Origin of the sequence: Vibrio atypicus (genome assembly GCF_009811315.1) — a bacterium.
Taxonomy (GTDB): Bacteria; Pseudomonadota; Gammaproteobacteria; order Enterobacterales; family Vibrionaceae; genus Vibrio; species Vibrio atypicus.
The window spans coordinates 215,812-234,759 of sequence record NZ_BLID01000009.1; the positions used below are offsets into that span (position 1 = coordinate 215,812).

General features: G+C 43.2%; 16 protein-coding genes. 11 read left to right on the forward strand and 5 right to left on the reverse strand.

Translation table 11 applies throughout. The features are described 5' to 3' along the window. Positions 1-37: 37 nt before the first annotated feature. Positions 38-1,423 carry a hypothetical protein gene (locus GVO60_RS18405; RefSeq protein ID WP_159656680.1) on the forward strand — a complete coding sequence of 462 codons (1,386 nt, stop codon included), beginning with the start codon at positions 38-40 and terminating at the stop codon, positions 1,421-1,423. Here the strand turns inward: GVO60_RS18405 and GVO60_RS18410 are convergent. Both GVO60_RS18410 and GVO60_RS18415 read right to left on the reverse strand, forming a co-directional pair. Then, the gene (locus GVO60_RS18410; RefSeq protein ID WP_159656682.1) at positions 1,392-1,871 is read right to left on the reverse strand and encodes a PaaI family thioesterase; all 480 of its coding nucleotides are present in this window, start codon (positions 1,869-1,871) and stop codon (positions 1,392-1,394) included. The two genes, GVO60_RS18405 and GVO60_RS18410, sit on opposite strands and share 32 nt — an antisense overlap. Before the next feature lie 107 nt (positions 1,872-1,978). Next, positions 1,979-2,866: a putative PEP-binding protein gene (locus GVO60_RS18415; protein WP_159656684.1), complete on the reverse strand. Its 888-nt coding sequence runs from the start codon at positions 2,864-2,866 to the stop codon at positions 1,979-1,981. A gap of 211 nt (positions 2,867-3,077) precedes the next feature. On the opposite strand from GVO60_RS18415, the gene GVO60_RS18420 reads away from it, so the two are divergent. Further along, complete coding sequence (locus tag GVO60_RS18420) at positions 3,078-4,127, forward strand: 3-deoxy-7-phosphoheptulonate synthase (protein WP_159656686.1); 1,050 nt, start codon at positions 3,078-3,080, stop codon at positions 4,125-4,127. Between the two features lie 21 nt (positions 4,128-4,148). Then, the gene (locus tag GVO60_RS18425; protein ID WP_159656688.1) at positions 4,149-4,634 is read left to right on the forward strand and encodes a YajQ family cyclic di-GMP-binding protein; all 486 of its coding nucleotides are present in this window, start codon (positions 4,149-4,151) and stop codon (positions 4,632-4,634) included. Between the two features lie 53 nt (positions 4,635-4,687). On the opposite strand, the gene GVO60_RS18430 is transcribed toward GVO60_RS18425, so the two are convergent. Further along, the gene (locus GVO60_RS18430; RefSeq protein WP_159656690.1) at positions 4,688-5,626 is read right to left on the reverse strand and encodes a precorrin-2 dehydrogenase/sirohydrochlorin ferrochelatase family protein; all 939 of its coding nucleotides are present in this window, start codon (positions 5,624-5,626) and stop codon (positions 4,688-4,690) included. Positions 5,627-6,085: 459 nt separating this feature from the next. On the opposite strand from GVO60_RS18430, the gene GVO60_RS18435 reads away from it, so the two are divergent. From GVO60_RS18435 to GVO60_RS18460, 6 genes are all read left to right on the forward strand, one after another. Then, positions 6,086-7,114, forward strand: a complete 1,029-nt coding sequence (locus GVO60_RS18435) for an amino acid ABC transporter substrate-binding protein (protein ID WP_159656692.1) — start codon at positions 6,086-6,088, stop codon at positions 7,112-7,114. Positions 7,115-7,185: 71 nt separating this feature from the next. Then, complete coding sequence (locus GVO60_RS18440) at positions 7,186-8,391, forward strand: amino acid ABC transporter permease (RefSeq protein ID WP_159656694.1); 1,206 nt, start codon at positions 7,186-7,188, stop codon at positions 8,389-8,391. Between the two features lies 1 nt (position 8,392). Next, entirely contained in the window at positions 8,393-9,490 is a 1,098-nt protein-coding gene (locus GVO60_RS18445) for an amino acid ABC transporter permease (protein WP_159656696.1), read from the forward strand. A gap of 22 nt (positions 9,491-9,512) precedes the next feature. Beyond that, complete coding sequence (locus GVO60_RS18450; RefSeq protein WP_159656698.1) at positions 9,513-10,262, forward strand: amino acid ABC transporter ATP-binding protein; 750 nt, start codon at positions 9,513-9,515, stop codon at positions 10,260-10,262. 194 nt (positions 10,263-10,456) lie between these two features. Beyond that, positions 10,457-11,125, forward strand: coding sequence for a Bax inhibitor-1 family protein (locus tag GVO60_RS18455; RefSeq protein ID WP_159656700.1), 669 nt, complete (start codon positions 10,457-10,459; stop codon positions 11,123-11,125). A gap of 127 nt (positions 11,126-11,252) precedes the next feature. Further along, positions 11,253-11,582, forward strand: coding sequence for a TusE/DsrC/DsvC family sulfur relay protein (locus GVO60_RS18460; RefSeq protein WP_159656702.1), 330 nt, complete (start codon positions 11,253-11,255; stop codon positions 11,580-11,582). Positions 11,583-11,584: 2 nt separating this feature from the next. Here the strand turns inward: GVO60_RS18460 and yccX are convergent, their stop codons facing one another. Then, positions 11,585-11,857: an acylphosphatase gene (yccX, locus tag GVO60_RS18465; protein ID WP_159656704.1), complete on the reverse strand. Its 273-nt coding sequence runs from the start codon at positions 11,855-11,857 to the stop codon at positions 11,585-11,587. A 96-nt stretch (positions 11,858-11,953) separates the two neighbouring features. Between yccX and GVO60_RS18470 the strand changes: the two genes are divergently transcribed. Both GVO60_RS18470 and GVO60_RS18475 read left to right on the forward strand, forming a co-directional pair. Further along, positions 11,954-13,357, forward strand: a complete 1,404-nt coding sequence (locus GVO60_RS18470) for a methyl-accepting chemotaxis protein (protein ID WP_159656706.1) — start codon at positions 11,954-11,956, stop codon at positions 13,355-13,357. A 99-nt stretch (positions 13,358-13,456) separates the two neighbouring features. Beyond that, positions 13,457-14,650: a class I SAM-dependent methyltransferase gene (locus GVO60_RS18475; RefSeq protein WP_159656708.1), complete on the forward strand. Its 1,194-nt coding sequence runs from the start codon at positions 13,457-13,459 to the stop codon at positions 14,648-14,650. A 67-nt stretch (positions 14,651-14,717) separates the two neighbouring features. Here the strand turns inward: GVO60_RS18475 and GVO60_RS18480 are convergent. After that, positions 14,718-18,948 (reverse strand): VWA domain-containing protein (locus tag GVO60_RS18480; RefSeq protein WP_159656710.1); only part of this gene is annotated, 4,231 nt, incomplete at its 5' end.

Below are 18,948 nucleotides of genomic sequence, written 5' to 3' on the forward strand. Positions count from 1 at the left end.
TGCGCCAGTTATTCTTACTTTTTTAGGAGCTTCCTCCTTGATCACCGTTGATAAGCACGACGGCATCGCCTTAAAAGTCTCGCACGCAATGGCTTCGACTAAAAAGTCGACTCTCGACCTCTATTTCTTCGTCCCTGGCGAACTCGGTTTATCTTCAGACGTTTTAAAAGAAAGCGAATTCTATTACGAATCGTTAGTGCAAAAACGTGCCTATTACAGTGACAAGACGCTTCTTCCTTTGGTGCACAGCCGACTTGCAAAACGTGGACACCTTTCTTCTACTCAATACCGTGTCAGCTTAAGTCTATTCGCCTATCAATATGTGATCGCGTTAGATAAGGCCGTCAATCAACTCAATAAACACAATAAAGAAACGGTCACAACTGAAGAAGTCGATGAGGTTATTGTTCTTGCACTAGATATCCTTAAAAAGTTACGTCGTGGTGCTCCTTACGAAGAAAGCTTAAAGCGTTACTACGCCAACATTGATAACTACTTATCTTGGTACACTGGCCAACGTTTAATGTCTTTGGTCGCACACATGCCACGAGAAGGTGATTACAAATCAGTTAAAGAGAGTTTACTCGCTATTGTTGAAAAGGAAGCGGCCCATCGTAAACTCAACAACTACAACTCGAAAAACGTACGTGACGACGTAACGCGACTCAGTAATAAAATGCGACTATTACGCCGTTTAATTGAGCACCCAGTTGTATTACAGGAGAAAACCCAATCTCTTGGTAGCAATATGCAGCGAATGGTCAAAGGTGGTGCCACAGGTTTCGTAATGGTATTTGTAACCATTGCCGCCATTGTTGCTCGCGATTACTGGGGAGAAATCACCGTATCTTTCATCGTTTTGATGTCGTTTGTCTACGCGTTACGTGAGATTTTCAAAGACGATCTTCGTGATGTATTGTGGCGTTGGCTGCGCAAAGGGCGGCCTAAATGGCGTAAGCTCTATCTAGACCCGACTACGAAAAAAGCAGTCGGCCAAAAACTCGAATGGTTAGACTATACAAGCCTAGAAAAACTGCCGGATCGGATTAAAAACATTCGTAAAAAGCGTGTCGTGCAGCGTGAAGAGAGCATCTTGCACTACCGCTCAGGTGTTGAAATGTCGACCTCGAAATTTATGAGTGGTTATGAAGAGACTCGTGAATCTCTCTTGATCAGTATGAGACCTTTAATGCGTCTAATGGATAAAGGCTCAAACAAAGTTTACACGCTTAACAACAACCAAGTTAGCAAGGAGTCGGTCGAAAAACGCCACCTTATCAACTTGATTGTAAAAGAAGACAATCATGATGGCCAACCAAACTTCTACCGTTGGAAGATCGTTCTTAACCGGAGCAAAATTGTCGCCGTTGAACAGATAGAAGTAGAATCGGTCAGTCACCCTTTTTCTTCAGTGACAGAGTAAGGTAAAACTCCGCCATAGGCTCATCACCATGTAATGATGGGCAAATGGCGGTTATTTTTACCGCCTTGTTAACTCGTTCACCAGTACGAAACGTTTCATCCAACATCTCATCGATCAACTTGCCATCGTTGCACACAAAGTGGACATCCTCTTCCGGTCGTTTTAAAAACTGGCCTTCTACCGCTTTAAAGGCTAATGAGACTTGCTTGCCCCTTTCTTGGGCCTTACTCATCGCCATAAATCCGCCAGCGACATCTGCGCCCACCGCCAATACACCAAAGTACATACTATTGAGATGGTTTTTCGTTCTACGTTTGAGGGGAATTTTGACTTCGACACGTTCTCCATCAAGTTGAAGGATCTTAGGTCTACAAAGCCAAATAAAAGGCACTTTAAAAAAGCCAAACCACTTTAGATAGAGGTTTGCTTTGGCAATAGGAGAAAGCATAAACTGGTCCGATTAGTATATTTACACCAGTTCATAATAAACAAAGGCCAACGTCAACATTTTGTTAACATCAGCCTTTGCAATAGTGACCCTAAGCGTATTGTGCGTTACATCGTCACAACCGCGTCTAGTTGACCGTTCTCGACAATATACTCTTGAATTTTTTTATAGTTAGCTAAACCACTAGAAACAATGATGACAGGCTTATTGCTCGCCTGAGCAGACTTAACTGCCATATCAATCAAGTCGATCACCGCTTCACTTTGCGGGTCAAACAGATATTCTAATGATTCGTTTAAACGATCAACGCCTAACGTAAACTGCGCTAAGTTCTCTAAATTAATCACTACACCATCGAAATAATGCAGCAATCGCTCAGCAAGCAGTGCTGAAGAAGGAACATCAACAGTATAGAGAACCTTCAACCCATTTAAGCCACGCGGAAGCCCCTGCTCTGCCAATAAGTCGATAATTTTGGCCGCATCAGACAGCGCACGAACAAAAGGAACGACAATTTCAACAGTCAAGCCTTGCTCTTGTAACGACTGAATTACTTTACATTCTAACGCAAACGTTAAACTAAACTGAGCAGATGCATAACGAGACACGCCTCGCAAACCAAGTGCAGGGTTAACTTCGGTGACATCAGCGCTGCCACCAAGTAGAGAACTAAATGCATAACTGTCAGCGTTACTTAGCCCAATACGTATTGTTGTATGACTGTCACTAGACGCGGCTTTAATCTGTTCAACAAGTGTTGATACAAAATGTTCGTCAACAGAACTGTCACCTAAAATCGCTTGAATCGAGGTCGTTTGAACACTATCTAGAGAATCTAAAACTTGATTAAACTCAGGATGATAGAAAATATGTTCCATGATCATTTCAGACATCGACACATACAAATGTGAACCATTTTCTTGAGGATTTTCGCTAGGAAGTGTATCTCCTAACGATAATGCTGGATGCAAACTGCTTGAAGTCTCTAAACTCATTACTGCTCCGTGCTATCTACTATTGTTTGTTCTCTCTGAACATACCCATTGATATTGATAAGTACAAGAGGAATTAACATTTTTAGTCCTTGAAAGTGAATAATTTTTCACTTTTACAGTTTACCACTATGAAGAATATCGATAAGTGGTTTATTCCTTGCAGCGTTTCCGTTATCTTTAGCGCTTCGCAATAAAAAGAACAGGCTATGGTATGCCACTCAAAACCGATGAATTAAGAACCCAACCTTTGGGTCCAATGCCAACTCCGGCAGAACTTGGAAGCGCACACCCTATTACAGACGATGTAGCAGAGCGCATCGCTGAGTCTCGTCGTCAAATTGAAAGAATCATTACTGGCCAAGATGACCGTCTGCTTGTCATCGTTGGTCCTTGCTCTGTACACGATACAGAAGCAGCTCTAGATTACGCAGAGCGTCTTGCTCAAATTCAAGAACAGTACAAAGATGAACTGTTTGTTGTAATGCGTACCTACTTTGAAAAGCCACGTACTGTTGTGGGCTGGAAAGGTCTTATTACCGATCCTAACCTCGACGGCTCTTACGCTCTCGAAGCTGGCTTAAACAAAGCACGTAAGCTTCTGCTAGATATCAACAAACTTGGTCTTGCTACGGCGACAGAGTTCCTTGATATGATTACAGGCCAGTATATTGCCGATCTGATCACATGGGGCGCGATTGGTGCTCGTACGACAGAGTCACAAATCCACCGTGAAATGGCATCGGCGCTCTCTTGCCCTGTTGGTTTTAAAAATGCAACAAACGGTAATATTAAGATCGCTATTGATGCAATTCGCGCATCTCAAGCTTCGCATTATTTCTATTCACCAGACAAAAATGGACGCATGACGGTCTACCGTACAAGTGGTAACCCATTTGGTCACGTTATCTTACGTGGTGGTGATAAAGGGCCGAATTTTGACGCTGAATCTGTCAATGCGGCTTGTGAGCAATTAGCTGAATTTGGCCTACCTCAACGCCTAATCGTTGACTTCAGCCATGCCAACTGTCAGAAACAGCATCGCAAACAGTTAGACGTAGCTAAAACGCTTTGTGAGCAGATCAAATCAGGTAAAAACCAGATCGCAGGTATCATGGCTGAAAGTTTTATTATTGAAGGTAACCAACCTATGGATGACATCAATAATCTCACTTACGGTCAATCTATTACCGACCCATGCCTAAGCTGGGAAGATACAGAACAAATGCTTGCCCTACTTGCTGATGCGGTTAAATCGCGCTAATTAAAATCTAAGGACTTTAAAATGCCATCTTTTGATATTGTCTCGGAAATCGATACTGTTGAGCTACGCAACGCAGTAGACAACGCATCTCGTGAACTGACTACTCGCTTTGACTTCCGTGGTGTTGACGCTTCGTTTGAATTACAAAAAGACGAGTCAGTACGCCTGAATGCGGAAGGTGAATTCCAGTTGAAACAACTTCGTGACATGTTGCGCTCTCACCTGACTAAACGTGGTGTAGATGCAAATGCAATGGAAGCGAAAGGCGAAGAAGCTTCTGGTAAGAACTGGCATCAAATCGTTGTATTTAAGCAAGGCATCGAAACGCCAATGGCGAAGAAAATTGTTAAGCTTATCAAAGATAAGAAGCTAAAAGTTCAAGCATCTATCCAAGGTGAGAAAGTGCGTGTAACAGGTAAAAAACGAGATGATCTTCAGGCTACTATCGCAACAATTCGCGAAGCAGAGCTTGGTCAACCGTTTCAGTATGAAAACTTCCGCGACTAAGTCTCGGCAGTTTCATCGCACCATTAAAAAACCCGCTATTCGCGGGTTTTTTATTACTTACTACTCGCCAACGACAAATGAACGTCTTGCTGTCTCAGTAAATTATACTGACTTGACTTCATTGGAACAAAAACAACTACCCTTAACTGCTGCTCTCTTGCTGTTTGTAGTTTACGAGCAAGTTCGCCATCATTTCCAAAAGCTTCACGCTCTGCATCTCGACGAATCAAATCGATAAAGCCGAATGGGCATTCCGGAGGATATAATACCACCTCCGCTTCCTGCATAATTCTAAGCGCTTTCATTGGTAGAAGCTCAACATCATCGCCAAAATCAATCCAAGTCACGCTACCTTGTTCTACCACATCTTGAAGAATCATTATTTGGTATTGTTGTTCTAGCTCATTCCGGCTCTTCGCGCGGTCAACAAGAGGCGAAGCAAAGAATCGCTCCCAAAACTTGCGCCGTAAGTCGACACTTGGCAATGCTTGTTTAATATCCGTCCGTTTTGAAGCGGCAAAGTCTGCCAATAAAGAGAGATTTTGCGGCAATGCTGCTTCTAGTTTCTCTCTTATATTACGCACCAAAACCGGTGACGCACCACCGCTTGAAATAGCCAGTTGAATCCTACCACGGTTAATCATAGAAGGAGTGATGAAGTCACAGTATGGTTGGTCATCAACCACATTCACCAATATGCCCCGAGCATTAGCGTCGTGATGGACTTGATGGTTTAAATCTGGGTTGTCCGTCGTCGCCCACACTTGAACGTATTTCGAGTCCATTAACTCATTCGAGTAAAAATTCTGTATCCAGAGGCACTCTTGCTCGTCAATCAATCGTTGTAAAAACGGTTCAACCTGAGGTGACACGATAGTCACGATAGCGCCTGCTCTGACTAAGCTATCAACTTTACGACTGGCGACTTCACCGCCACCCACAACGAGTACAGCTTTACCTTTAAGATCGAGAAACAGTGGAAAATACTGCATTTCATTCCTTGAATAAATCAACTAACTAATCATTGATACTACCAAAGTTAGGGCAAAGACAGAAATAGCCTATGCTTAACAGAGTAATTTTTCACCAAATTTAATACTATTTATAGTTTTATCTGTTGTGCCCAGTTCCAATCGCATTATGTTACAACTATGTAAATAGCAGACTTTGGAGACTAAATCCTATTGCACCATTTTTGTGAAGTGTTGCGCTATTTACATTAAGTTAACATTTCGTCATTCTAATTACTGAACGGGTTTGTGAGTTCAATCATAATTCTTTTTAAATTATACCTTTGAGAAATCGCAAATCCTTTCCTACGCTTATAAATGGTTGATTTATATAAAAGCAATAAGCTTAGTAAGTCGCCTATAAATATAGAAACACAACTTTTTTTCATTCGTTGTATCAGGGTCACCTGGTTTAACATGGATCATACAGGAAGGATACAAATGGCACATAAACTAACACTCCTTGCTTCAGTTGTAGCTGCATCTACTGCTCTAATGGCTACAAGCGCTTCAGCAGCAGAAAGCACTCTGGACAAAGTGACTAAACAAGGCTTCATCACTTGTGGTGTAAGTACCGGTCTTCCAGGTTTCTCTAACCCTAACTCAAAAGGTGAATGGGAAGGTATCGACGTTGAGTACTGTCAGGCACTAGCAGCTGCAGTTTTAGGTGATAAAACAAAAGTTAAATATGTACCACTAACCGCGAAAGAACGATTCACTGCACTTCAATCCGGTGAAATCGATGTTCTATCTCGCAACACTACATGGACACTACACCGTGATACTGCTCTAGGTCTAAACTTCGTTGGCGTTAACTACTACGATGGTCAAGGCTTCATGGTTAAGAAAGATCTTGGCCTTAAGAGTGCAAAAGAGCTTGATGGCGCATCAGTTTGTGTTCAATCAGGTACAACGACAGAACTAAACCTAGCTGACTACTTCCGTAACAGCGGCATGTCATACAAACCAGTTGTTTTCGATACAGCAGCACAAACATCGAAAGGCTTTGATGCAGGACGTTGTGACGTTCTCACAACTGACCAATCTGGCCTATATGCACTGCGCCTGAACCTTCAAGATCCTAGCTCTGCGCAAGTTCTTCCTGAAATCATTTCGAAAGAGCCTCTTGGCCCAGTAGTGCTTCAAGGCGATGATCAGTGGTTTAACATTGCGAAATGGACTCTAAACGCAATGATCAACGCAGAAGAATACGGTATTTCTTCTAAAAACGCGGATGAAATGCTTAAGTCTAAAGATCCAAACATCAAACGTATCCTTGGTGTCGATGGTCCTAAAGGTAAAGGCCTTGGTATTCGTGACGATTGGGGTTACCAAGTTGTCAAACAAGTTGGTAACTACGGAGAAAGCTTTGAACGCACTGTTGGTACAGGCTCTCCACTACAAATCTCTCGTGGTGTAAACGCACTATGGAATGCGGGTGGCTTCATGTACGCTCCGCCAATCCGTTAAGCAATACATAACAACAAAATGGGCGGTCTTGGCCGCCCTTTTTACAAAAATGGATTTGAGGTTATAGCTGTATGAAACCTACTAATACTGTTGCGCCTAAAGCGGATAACGGACCGTCTTCAGGTGCTAGCCTTATTTACAATCCCACCTTTCGATCAGTCATATTCCAAATTATTGCAATACTCGCACTGATCTTTTTCTTTTATACCATTGTCAACAATGCACTCTCCAACTTAGAAGCACGTGGCATCGCTACGGGTTTCGGTTTCCTCAATCAAGAAGCTGGCTTTGGGATTGGCCTAACGCTTATTGAATACGATGAAACCTACTCTTACGGTCGAACTTTCGTCATTGGTTTACTAAATACCGCATTGGTGTCTTTTTTGGGCATTATTTTGGCGACGGTAGTCGGCTTTGCGATGGGTATTGCGAGACTTTCTAACAACTGGTTAGTCAGTCGCTTTGCCGCTATTTACATCGAAATTTTCCGTAACGTTCCATTACTTTTGCAAATTTTCTTTTGGTATTTCGCTGTACTTCAAGCGTTACCATCTGCAAGACAGAGCTTAAGTCTAGGTGAAGCAATCTTCCTAAACGTTCGTGGCTTGTACTTCCCAGCACCTGTGTTTGAAGCAGGTTCAGGGATTGTTGTTGCGAGTTTTGTTATTGGTATTATTGCGTCAATCTTTATTGGGGTATGGGCTAGAAATAAACAACGTCTGACCGGGCAACAGACTCCAATGGGTCGTATTGTTTTGGGATTGGTTGTTGTCATTCCAGTGGTGGTTTACTTCCTAATGGGATCACCTATCTCAGCAGAACTTCCTGAACTTAAAGGGTTTAACTTCCGAGGTGGCATTAGCATCATTCCTGAGCTAGGCGCACTATTACTTGCATTAAGCATCTATACTGCGTCGTTCATTGCAGAGATTGTGCGTTCAGGTATTAACGCGGTAAACCACGGTCAAACGGAAGCCGCAATGTCTTTAGGCCTTCCTCGTTCTAGAACACTTAAACTGGTTGTTTTACCGCAGGCTCTGCGGATCATTATTCCTCCACTCACTAGCCAATACTTAAACCTAACCAAAAACTCATCCCTGGCGATGGCAATTGGTTACCCTGACTTAGTTTCAGTATTTGCCGGCACAACGTTAAACCAAACCGGTCAAGCGATAGAAATCATTGCTATGACTATGGGGGTTTACTTGACGTTAAGCTTATTAACTTCAGCGTTAATGAACGTATACAACCGCAAAGTTGCATTGGTGGAGAGATAGCATGAAAGTACATCAATTTCAGCCTGATCTACCACCGCCAGCCAGTACGGTTGGTGTTGTAGGCTGGCTACGTAAAAACCTGTTTAACGGCCCTGTAAACTCCGTTATTACTGTCATCCTTGCTGTGCTTGGCGGGATGTTACTTTGGTCAATTTTTGATTGGGCATTTCTTAAGGCCGATTGGGTAGGCACTACTCGCGACGCTTGCTCACGCGAAGGCGCTTGTTGGGTGTTTATCAGTGTGCGTTGGGAGCAGTTCATGTACGGCTTCTATCCACAAGAAGAACTATGGCGCCCTCGTTTGTTTTACATCACTTTAGCCATTTTCACCGCATTACTGGCGTATGAAAAAACTCCGAAACGTTTATGGATCTGGTTATTCTTTGTTAACGTATACCCTTTCATCATTGCGGGTTTGCTATACGGTGGTGTATTTGGCTTAGAAGTGGTCGAAACGCACAAATGGGGCGGACTACTCGTTACGTTAATCATTGCGTTAGTCGGTATTGTCGTGTCTTTACCTATTGGCGTGGCATTAGCGTTGGGTCGTCGTTCAGATATGCCGATCATTCGTAGTATCTGTACTGTTTACATCGAAGTTTGGCGTGGTGTTCCGCTTATCACCGTTCTATTTATGGCATCCGTAATGCTTCCTCTATTCCTTTCAGAAGGATCAGAGACAGACAAACTCATCCGTGCTTTAATCGGTGTGGTTATGTTTAGTGCTGCATACATGGCGGAAGTTGTGCGCGGTGGTTTACAGGCAATACCAAAAGGTCAATATGAAGCAGCCGATGCGCTTGGATTGAGCTATTGGAAAAAGATGGGGCTGATTATTTTGCCTCAGGCACTGAAGATCACGATCCCTTCTATCGTAAACACCTTTATTGGACTGTTTAAAGATACCAGTCTCGTACTCATCATTGGTATGTTCGATGTACTGGGTATTGGCCAAGCAGCAAACACAGACCCTGAATGGCTCGGTTTTGCTACTGAAAGTTATGTATTTGTCGCGTTAGTGTTCTGGGTATTTTGTTTCGGCATGTCGAGATATTCGATATGGCTTGAAAACAAACTCCATACCGGTCACAAACGATAGTCACAGAGCTCAAGGACGTATTATGACGCAACAACAAGATTACATGATCCAACTTAAGGATATGAACAAGTGGTACGGTGAGTTTCACGTACTAAAGAATATCAACCTAGACGTCAAAAAAGGCGAAAAAATTGTTATCTGTGGCCCTTCTGGCTCAGGTAAATCGACAATGATTCGTTGTATTAACCGACTAGAAGAACATCAAAAAGGACAGATCATTGTCTCTGGCAATGAACTGACTGAAGACTTAAAAAATATCGAAGCGGTTCGCCGTGAAGTTGGTATGTGTTTCCAACACTTCAACCTCTTCCCTCACCTTACTGTGCTAGAGAACTGTACTCTTGCGCCAATTTGGGTGAAGAAGATGCCAAAAGAAGAAGCGGAAAAAGTGGCGATGCAATATTTAGAGCGCGTTAAGATTCCGGACCAAGCAGATAAGTTTCCAGGTCAGTTATCTGGTGGTCAGCAGCAGCGTGTAGCTATTGCTCGCTCTCTTTGCATGAGCCCTCAAGTGATGTTGTTTGATGAACCGACATCTGCACTCGATCCAGAAATGGTTCGTGAAGTTCTGGATGTTATGGTTGAGCTCGCTGAAGAAGGCATGACCATGCTTTGTGTAACTCACGAGATGGGTTTTGCAAAAGAAGTAGCGGATCGAGTGATCTTCATGGATGCCGGTGAGATTATTGAAGAAAACAATCCTGTCGACTTCTTTGAGAACCCGCAATCCGATAGAACACAGAACTTCTTAGCTCAGATTTTGAGTCACTAAGGTTTTATTTATCGCATGAAAAGGCGGCTTCGGTCGCCTTTTCTATTTGTGTTATATTGTGTTACATCTTTCAAATTACTTAACATTCTAATTCTATTATTATTTCATTAGCTGCATACTGCTTCAGGGCTTGATTTTTTGGTCATTCGCCCTCATAAATGTAGTTATAAACATAAAACCTTACGAGGAAGATCATGAACAGCCCTATGTTTACCCGATCTACAAGTGCTCAAAATACACTTGAGATTAACAAAACTCTAAAGAATACCTATTTCCTATTGTCTATGACACTTGTTACAAGTGCTGTAGCAGCAATGGCAACCATGGCTATCGGTATCTCGCCGATGATGGCAATTGTTATGCAAGTAGCAGCTATTGGTATCCTTTTCTTCGCATTACCACGCAGCATTAACTCATCAATGGGTATCGTTTGGACTTTCGTTTTCACGACTCTAATGGGTGGCGCTCTTGGCCCAATGCTGACTTACTACGCGTCTATCGCGAATGGTCCATCTATCATTGCTCAAGCGCTTGGTTTGACTGGTATGGTGTTCCTAGGTCTATCGGCTTACACAATCAGCAGCAAGAAAGATTTTTCTTTCATGCGTAACTTCCTAATTGCTGGCTTAATCATCGTAATCGTTGCAGCAATTATCAATATTTTTGTTGGCTCAACAATTGGCCAACTAGCGATCAGTAGCATGTCTGCACTTGTGTTCTCTGGCTTTATTCTTTATGACACAAGCCGCATCGTACGTGGTGAAGAGACTAACTATGTTAGTGCAACTATCTCTATGTACCTAAACATCCTTAACCTGTTCACTAGCCTACTAAGCATTTTAGGTATTATGAACGACGACTAATTCAGTCAGCAATTGGTTAAACAAAGCCCGAAAGACTCTTCTTTCGGGCTTTTTCTTTTCGTGGATATTGTGAAATGACTATGGGCTGCGCTACCCTATTACCATCGTTGATTTTAGGTTTATTAAGATGTTCGAATACAACGGCAAACAAATTGAAACCGATGCCCAAGGTTACCTATTGGATTTTACCCTATGGGAAGAGGGAATGATTCAAGTACTCGCAGAACAAGAAGGAATTGAACTCACTGATGCTCATATCGAAGTGGTTCATTTTGTACGAAAATTTTATGAAGAGTTTAATACTTCTCCTGCAGTGAGAATGCTCGTCAAAGCGATGGAAAAAGCTCACGGGCCAGAGAAAGGCAATAGTAAGTATCTATTTAAGCTATTCAAGCAAGGCCCTGCGAAACAAGCTACCAAGCTTGCAGGTTTACCAAAACCTGCGAAGTGCCTATAAATCTATAGAATCTTAAAACCCTTATAGGGTTTATATGAGGCTGGCTCTGAGACAACTGACTCCACACGTGATGTCTTAGGGCCCTCTTGAAGCCAGTCAGCCATCAAAAGAATTGCACTTTCCTCCCCACAAACCACTACTTCCACATCTCCATTATTCAGGTTCTTCGCATAACCCGCTAAGCCTAGCCTCATTCCTTGGTATGAAGTGTGATAGCGAAAACCGACACCTTGAACTAGACCAGAGACTGTGAACTTCTCACATTTTTGAATCATATTCGATACCTCGTTTCATCGGACAGTGTTATATTTAGCATGTTGTTCTATTCAACCCTTATGGACAAATAGGGTTTTCTCACGGAAATAATAATTATGAAAGAAATACCATTTCGCTGGATTGATAAATATCTCATTCATCTAAAAATACAAGAAAAGTTCTATTTGCTTTTCTTCCTTCCCGTTATCGCACTCATTTTATTAACACTGGTCTTAGATAACGCAGCAGACAACATGCTCAATCATCTATACCAAGATGAACTAGTACTGATGAGAAACTTGATTGAAGCGGGTGACCTTAACCGTTCACAAGTTGCAAGCTTAATCGCGAATTCTGACACAATAGCGCTAGGTTCCGGAATGGGTTCAATCTCAGTAAACAATGGTGAGTTCAGCTTAGTTGCAATCCACAGCCAAAACCTTTGGAATGCGCTGTCTACGACGCACGTTACTATCATTGCTATAACTTTGTTTTTAATCGCAATGGGTGTTTACTACATTATGACATTCATTGGCGGTGCGATGTTCACCATGAACAAAGCACTGACTACCTTATCAAGTGGTGATTTGACTAGTCGAATGAACTTCTTCAAGGTTCGAGATGAGTTTAGTGAAATTGCAATCACAATCGACAAGGTAGCTGAGCGCGAACAAAACATGGTGCTATCGATTCAAGAATCTATCGCACTGATGCAGCAAATCAGCTCAGATTTAAACCAATCGAACCAGCACAGTGCCGAAATCTCAAATTCTCAACAAGAGCACCTTAATTCTCTAGCGAGTGCAACAGAGCAGATGGCGTCCACAATTCGTGAAGTAGCCAATTTAGCTCACGATTCAAGCTCGCAAACCGAAGATGCACGCTCCGTAGCTCAGCAGGGCCAACAAAAAGTGGGCCATACTTTGTCTTCTATTTCTCTTCTTTCTGGTGAGGTTCAATCAGCATCCGAAGCAGTAGCAGAACTCGATGCGAATGCTGCGCAAATCGATGAAGTTGTGACTACGATTAATGGTATTTCAGAGCAGACTAACTTACTCGCTCTAAACGCAGCTATTGAAGCGGCGCGCGCTGGTGAACAAGGCCGTGGTTTTGCGGTGGTAGCGGATGAAGTTCGAGCACTAGCGGGAAGAACGCAACAAGCAACTGTCGAAATTCAAACCATGATCGAAGCCCTACAGCGCAATAGCCAATCGTTAACCAAACTAATGGAAACGACGGTTCTCAATGCGAACGAAGGTCAAACTCTAATGGCTGAAGTTGACACGGAAATCGCTTCTCTTGCAGATAAAAACCAATCTATCTCTGACAGCAGTATCCAGATCGCGACAGCAGCGGAAGAACAAGGTGTTGTTGCAGACAATATTGCAGCAAGTGTTGAGGAGATCAGAGGCCAGTCTAACCAAGTATGTGAAATGATCAGTGCAACTAACAGCAACATTGATCAATTACGCAGGCAAAGTGATTCAATGGAAACCTTGCTAACCGGTCTAAAAGCTTAAACAAGTCGAGCCGCCCAATCTGGCGGCTCTTTTATTTGATTTTCCTAATCACATCTCCCACAATACCTCTCCTTTCGAAACAATCAATTGAGTAAACACATGACTCCAGCTATCTACCTTGTAAAAGGCCGCGATAAATCTCTGCGCCGCAAACACCCTTGGGTATTCTCTCGTGGCATCAGTAAAGTTGAAGGGGAGCCTGCTCTTGGTGAAACAGTTGATGTATTTACTCACGATGGTAAATGGCTGGCTAAAGCAGCGTACTCACCTCATTCGCAAATTCGCGCTCGTGTTTGGTCATTTGATAAAGAAGAGATCGACAAATCTTTCTTCGTCAAACGTATCCAAGGTGCACAGCTTCTTCGTCAAGACATTATTGAACGTGATGGTTTAACAGGATACCGCCTAATTGCCGCGGAATCAGACGGCCTACCGGGTATCACCATCGACAAGTATCAGGATTACCTTGTTTGCCAACTATTGAGCGCGGGTGCAGAGCATTTAAAACAGGCGCTCGTTGATGCTCTAATTGAGGTTTTTCCCGAATGCAGTATCTATGAACGTTCGGATGTTGCGGTTCGAAAGAAAGAAGGCTTAGAAGAAACTACTGGCGTACTGCATGGTGACGAGCCACCTAAATCTGTAGTTATTGAAGAGAATGGTGTAAAAATCAGTGTAGATATTGTCGGTGGCCACAAAACAGGCTTCTACTTAGATCAACGCGACAGCCGCCAACAAGCGATGAAATACGTTAAGAACAAAGAAGTTCTCAACTGTTTCTCATACACAGGTGGATTTGGTTTGTATGCGCTTAAAGGTGAAGCGAAGCGCGTCATCAATGCCGATGTATCGCAACCTGCACTCGATATTGCCAAGCACAACGCTGAGCTCAATGAATTTGATATATCCAAAAAGCGCGCCGTCTTCCTTAACGCAGATGTATTCAAATTACTTCGAGAATATCGTGACCAAGGTACGAAGTTTGATGTTGTGATCATGGATCCACCGAAGTTTGTATCAAGCAAAAACAACTTAACCTCAGGTGCTAACGGCTATAAAGATATCAACATGCTCGCCATGCAAATCTTAAAGCCTGGTGGCACACTACTCACCTACTCTTGTTCCGGCTTAATGAGCTCAGATCTATTCCAAAAAGTGATCGCTGATGCCGCACTAGATTCAGGTCGTGAAGTGAAATTTGTAGAGCGTTTCGAACAAGCAGCAGATCACCCAACTGCTTCTGCCTACCCAGAAGGTTTCTACTTAAAAGGCTTTGCTTGTAAGGTTCTTTAAGTTTCAGCTAACTGCTTGTTTACAAAACACATTAATGTAAAAAAGGGCCTTTCGGCCCTTTTTATTTTTAGTCTTGCGGTTTGTAGATGACATCATTGAGTAAATTACTCAATGCCTGGCCTGTAATATCACCAGAATTAACGTCCACATAACCTAACTGATCTACGGCATCTTCCAACTTGATAGTTTGATGCTTACCATCACGATCAATATGCAGCTCAACATCATTGTTATCGACAACTTTAGCTGTCACGTCACCTAGCAGATCATCCATATTCTCACCGTTATGGAGCAAGTCAGAAATATCAATATGATCTTCGGTTACCGTAAAGTCAGTTATCACATCTAGCGAATTAACGAAATCAGCTTCGCCAATAACGAATAAGTCCTCGCCAGCTCCACCGGTAAGCGTATCATTACCAGCACCACCAATTAGAATATCATCGCCATCGCCACCGATTAGGATATCGTTACCACCATGGCCAAACAAGATGTCATCTCCATCGTCACCGGATAATACATCTGATTTATCTCCTGAGTGATTTTGGTTGAATTCTTGTACATTTTCCTTCACATAGTTATGAATATCTTCTGCGTCAACCGTTGATATATCTTGACCAGTTTCGCTAGCAACATGTGATTGAATCGCACTTAAGCCTTGCTCATTAGTACCAAACTCAATCAAGTCACCCAATAGAATATCGTTACCGTCACCGCCAGAAAGAATATCAGATCCCTGCTCTAACGGAATATCTTGACCTAAGATGGTTTCAGCTAACTTGGTCACATCGATATTTGATTCAACAACACCATCAGTGTCGTATTGTTGAAGCAGGCTCTCACTTACATTACTACCGATACCAATCGCTTCTACACTCGACATCAGTGCAAGCAATTGATACATGTGCTGTGATTGCTGGCTTGTACTATTGTGGTCAGTAAAGACTAATGAGCCATTATCCATACTGATTGTTCCTAGCTTCTGTCCAGTCAATGGCGATGTCACGTTTCCATGGCTATCAACTAAACGTTGGCCCTTGTAATAGAATTCATCTCCTAACTGATAATTACCGTCAGTCAAGACATCTTCAAGCGTGATAACATCTTTATCTGAACCCGCATCGATAAGTACTTTATCTAAAGAAGCTTCATCTAAGTAGTTGATGTAGTTAGGCGCACCATCGGTTAGGAAGTAAGTGATGTTTTCTGCATCACCTTCAGGGAACGAATCAAACCACTCTACAGCAGTCTGAAGACCAGACTCGTAGTCAGTCCAACCCTCACCATTGTCACCGATCTGGTTCAGCGCATTCTCAAAATCTTGTTTTGCTGTAGGCGAACTCAGATCAACACTAATAACTTGCGATGCTCCAGTAGAGAACTCAGAAAGCATAATGTTAACGGTACCAGGCTCCGAACCCTGATTAGCTGCAGTTAACAATTCATCAAAGACATCAAGAATTTCATCTTTAGCGGTACCAACCCAATGGCCCATACTGCCTGACGTATCAAGAACAAAAGCAATATTGTAATCTTGACCAGCAACAATCTCGATTCCCTGAACATCACCAACAATCAGATCATGATCAGCACTGCCCGTAACTGTGTCGTCACCATGAGAACCGGATTCCATTACGTATTCACGCGCTGTCACATCGACAGTTTCAGTAGTAGAAGCGCTGTCATTATTAGAAGACTCTATCGACGTTGCAGTAACGCTCAATGGGAAGTCAAGGCTACCTTCGTAGTCAAATGGCACTTTAATATCAAATGAAGCATTACCATTTGAATCGATTGGAACCAAGAATATACCATCAGCTTCCGCATCAATAGCTTGCCCATTAACATAAACTTCAATACCTTCAGGAAGGCCATCTACCGTAACTGTCTGGGCCAAGCTTTCACTTCCATCTGTATCAACAAGGTCAACGTCAACATCAACAGCAATCATTCTATCTTGAAGTACTTCGAATGTGCCGTCAGGATTAAGTTCAATAATCTTGTCAGCAAATACCACACGCTCAATTTCATACAAATGGTCGCCACGATCTTCTTGACCAGTATGATCGTTAACTGAATCGACTGATTTAGTATCTAATACAATCCAATATGGTACACCGCCACCGTGGTTATCCTTGAAGGTAAATTCATAATCTTCAAAGTTACCAGTTAGGTAAACCGTGTCTACACCATCATGAGCGGTATTACTGCTTGCATCATCTCCGTAGAACGAATCGTTTTGCGCGCCACCAACAAAGACATCATCGCCACCGCCACCGTACATGGTGTCGACGTTATTTCCGCCAACAAATAGAGTATCGGTATCACTATAATCATTGTTATTACCTAAGTGAGACGGTAGCGAATTGTCTAGCCCCATCTCAACTGCTAGGTCATTATTTTCAGCTTCGGTCTTACCAACAGCAGCAATAACATCAGTATGATGAATTGAAGTCGCATCCGATTTAACCATTTCACCAAGCGTGATGGTAACAGTCGGTGCGTCTGCTACTGGTGTTACGTCAACAACAACTGTCTGCGTCTCACTCGTGCTATTACCATCTGACACATTGAAATCAAACTCTGCGTAATCTTGATGTTGGTCACCTGAATCAACACCATCTTGAGAGCCTGAAGTGCTACTTGACTCATCTGCTGCTGGAGTAAAGACAAGCTTTCCGTCAACAATATCAGCGTAAGAAATCGCAGTACCAGTTACGACAGGAGAGCCGTTAAGCGTCAACTGACCATTTGCAGGTAGGCTTTCAAATGTAATTGTCATATCTGTTGGAAGCGTGTCGCCATCAGCAACAGAAAAATCAGACCAACTAAATGTGTATGCTTGATCCTCATTGGTCGTTACATAAGCATCTTCAGCGACCGGTGTTCTATCAAGGTTAGAGTTATCGATAGTTACCGTTGCTTCATCACTGTACTGCCCTTCTGAATCAACCGCTTTATAATCAAAACTATCATCTGTTGGAAGTGCTTCAACATAACGAAGTTCCCAGTTACCTTGCTCTTTGGTTGATAGGTCTAAACCAGCAATTTCTTTTCCAGCTGGCGCAGTAAACGAGAATTCTTGGAACAGACCATCATTTCCTTCAACGCCCGCAGGTTTTTGGAACTCAATCGTTTCTGAACTGCCGTCTGTGTACTTGATAGTAATTAGAGCAGCATTTGAGTGTCCATCTACGTACAATCCACCTAAGCCATCTAAGCCTATATTTACAGATGTGACTGGATCAGAGACAAAATCTACAGAGATGACTTCACCAACCTCAATACCGTTGCCATCATTATCTGCGACGCCATCACCTACATGACCTTCTTCATTGTCCCATTGATTTAGTGGGTCCGAATTGCTTGAAATACGAATGACGTCGCCATTAGATAAAGTCAATTCACGAACTTTACCATCCGCATCAACTTGAGTACCCCAATTTAAGAAACCATCCGTTCTGTCAGAGCTATCAGATTCCTCTTTACTTCCTAGTAAGAAGCCCAGATTCTCCGTTGGCTTGTAGGTAATACCGTCAGACGCAAACTGTGTTTCACCTGTCACATCGCTATCGGTAATTTCACGTGAAACGCCATTTCCATCGGTGTAAATGAGTACACCGTCAGATGGCAGTTCTGTAATGATCACTGTAAGGTCAGCATTGCCGTTATTGGCAGCATCATCTTCGATATCAGAAATATTGTCACCATGAGGGCCAGTTGGGTCGTTGAAACCAACTTGCACACCCTGGTCAGTCGTAGTCTGAATCGTGAAGTCTTGTGCTACTGGTTTGCTATCCAATGTCGCTTGCTCGGTGTCACTCGCTGGGTTGCCCGCTTGGTCTGTCACGTCCGCCGTCACGGTAATGTTGCCGTCCACCAAGCCTTTGTCGCTCAGGTCAACGTCCACACTGAAGTTGCCGTTCGCGTCCACCGTGGTGGTGAACGTTGCGCTGTTGGCTGGGTTTGCGCTGTCGATCACGGTTAAGGTCACCGTCTGACCCGGCTCGACATTCTCCGTGCTGCCCGACAGGGTCACGGCCTCCGCTTCGTCTTCGCTGATGTTGCCATCGCCCACCGTCACTAAGTCGATGGTTGGGAGATCCGCGTTGTCCGCATCCAATGTCGCTTGCTCGGTGTCACTCGCTGGGTTGCCCGCTTGGTCTGTCACGTCCGCCGTCACGGTAATGTTGCCGTCCACCAAGCCTTTGTCGCTCAGGTCAACGTCCACACTGAAGTTGCCGTTCGCGTCCACCGTGGTGGTGAACGTTGCGCTGTTGGCTGGGTTTGCGCTGTCG

What these genes read in the sequence shown, in the direction of transcription:
- GVO60_RS18435 (WP_159656692.1), top strand. Translation starts at nt 6,086, where the DNA reads ATGGCACATAAACTAACACTCCTTGCTTCAGTTGTAGCTGCATCTACT.
- GVO60_RS18470 (WP_159656706.1), top strand. Translation starts at nt 11,954, where the DNA reads ATGAAAGAAATACCATTTCGCTGGATTGATAAATATCTCATTCATCTA.
- GVO60_RS18450 (WP_159656698.1), top strand. Translation starts at nt 9,513, where the DNA reads ATGACGCAACAACAAGATTACATGATCCAACTTAAGGATATGAACAAG.
- GVO60_RS18440 (WP_159656694.1), top strand. Translation starts at nt 7,186, where the DNA reads ATGAAACCTACTAATACTGTTGCGCCTAAAGCGGATAACGGACCGTCT.
- GVO60_RS18430 (WP_159656690.1), bottom strand. Translation starts at nt 5,626, where the DNA reads ATGCAGTATTTTCCACTGTTTCTCGATCTTAAAGGTAAAGCTGTACTC.
- GVO60_RS18425 (WP_159656688.1), top strand. Translation starts at nt 4,149, where the DNA reads ATGCCATCTTTTGATATTGTCTCGGAAATCGATACTGTTGAGCTACGC.
- GVO60_RS18420 (WP_159656686.1), top strand. Translation starts at nt 3,078, where the DNA reads ATGCCACTCAAAACCGATGAATTAAGAACCCAACCTTTGGGTCCAATG.
- GVO60_RS18445 (WP_159656696.1), top strand. Translation starts at nt 8,393, where the DNA reads ATGAAAGTACATCAATTTCAGCCTGATCTACCACCGCCAGCCAGTACG.
- yccX (WP_159656704.1), bottom strand. Translation starts at nt 11,857, where the DNA reads ATGATTCAAAAATGTGAGAAGTTCACAGTCTCTGGTCTAGTTCAAGGT.
- GVO60_RS18460 (WP_159656702.1), top strand. Translation starts at nt 11,253, where the DNA reads ATGTTCGAATACAACGGCAAACAAATTGAAACCGATGCCCAAGGTTAC.
- GVO60_RS18410 (WP_159656682.1), bottom strand. Translation starts at nt 1,871, where the DNA reads ATGCTTTCTCCTATTGCCAAAGCAAACCTCTATCTAAAGTGGTTTGGC.
- GVO60_RS18455 (WP_159656700.1), top strand. Translation starts at nt 10,457, where the DNA reads ATGAACAGCCCTATGTTTACCCGATCTACAAGTGCTCAAAATACACTT.
- GVO60_RS18415 (WP_159656684.1), bottom strand. Translation starts at nt 2,866, where the DNA reads ATGAGTTTAGAGACTTCAAGCAGTTTGCATCCAGCATTATCGTTAGGA.
- GVO60_RS18475 (WP_159656708.1), top strand. Translation starts at nt 13,457, where the DNA reads ATGACTCCAGCTATCTACCTTGTAAAAGGCCGCGATAAATCTCTGCGC.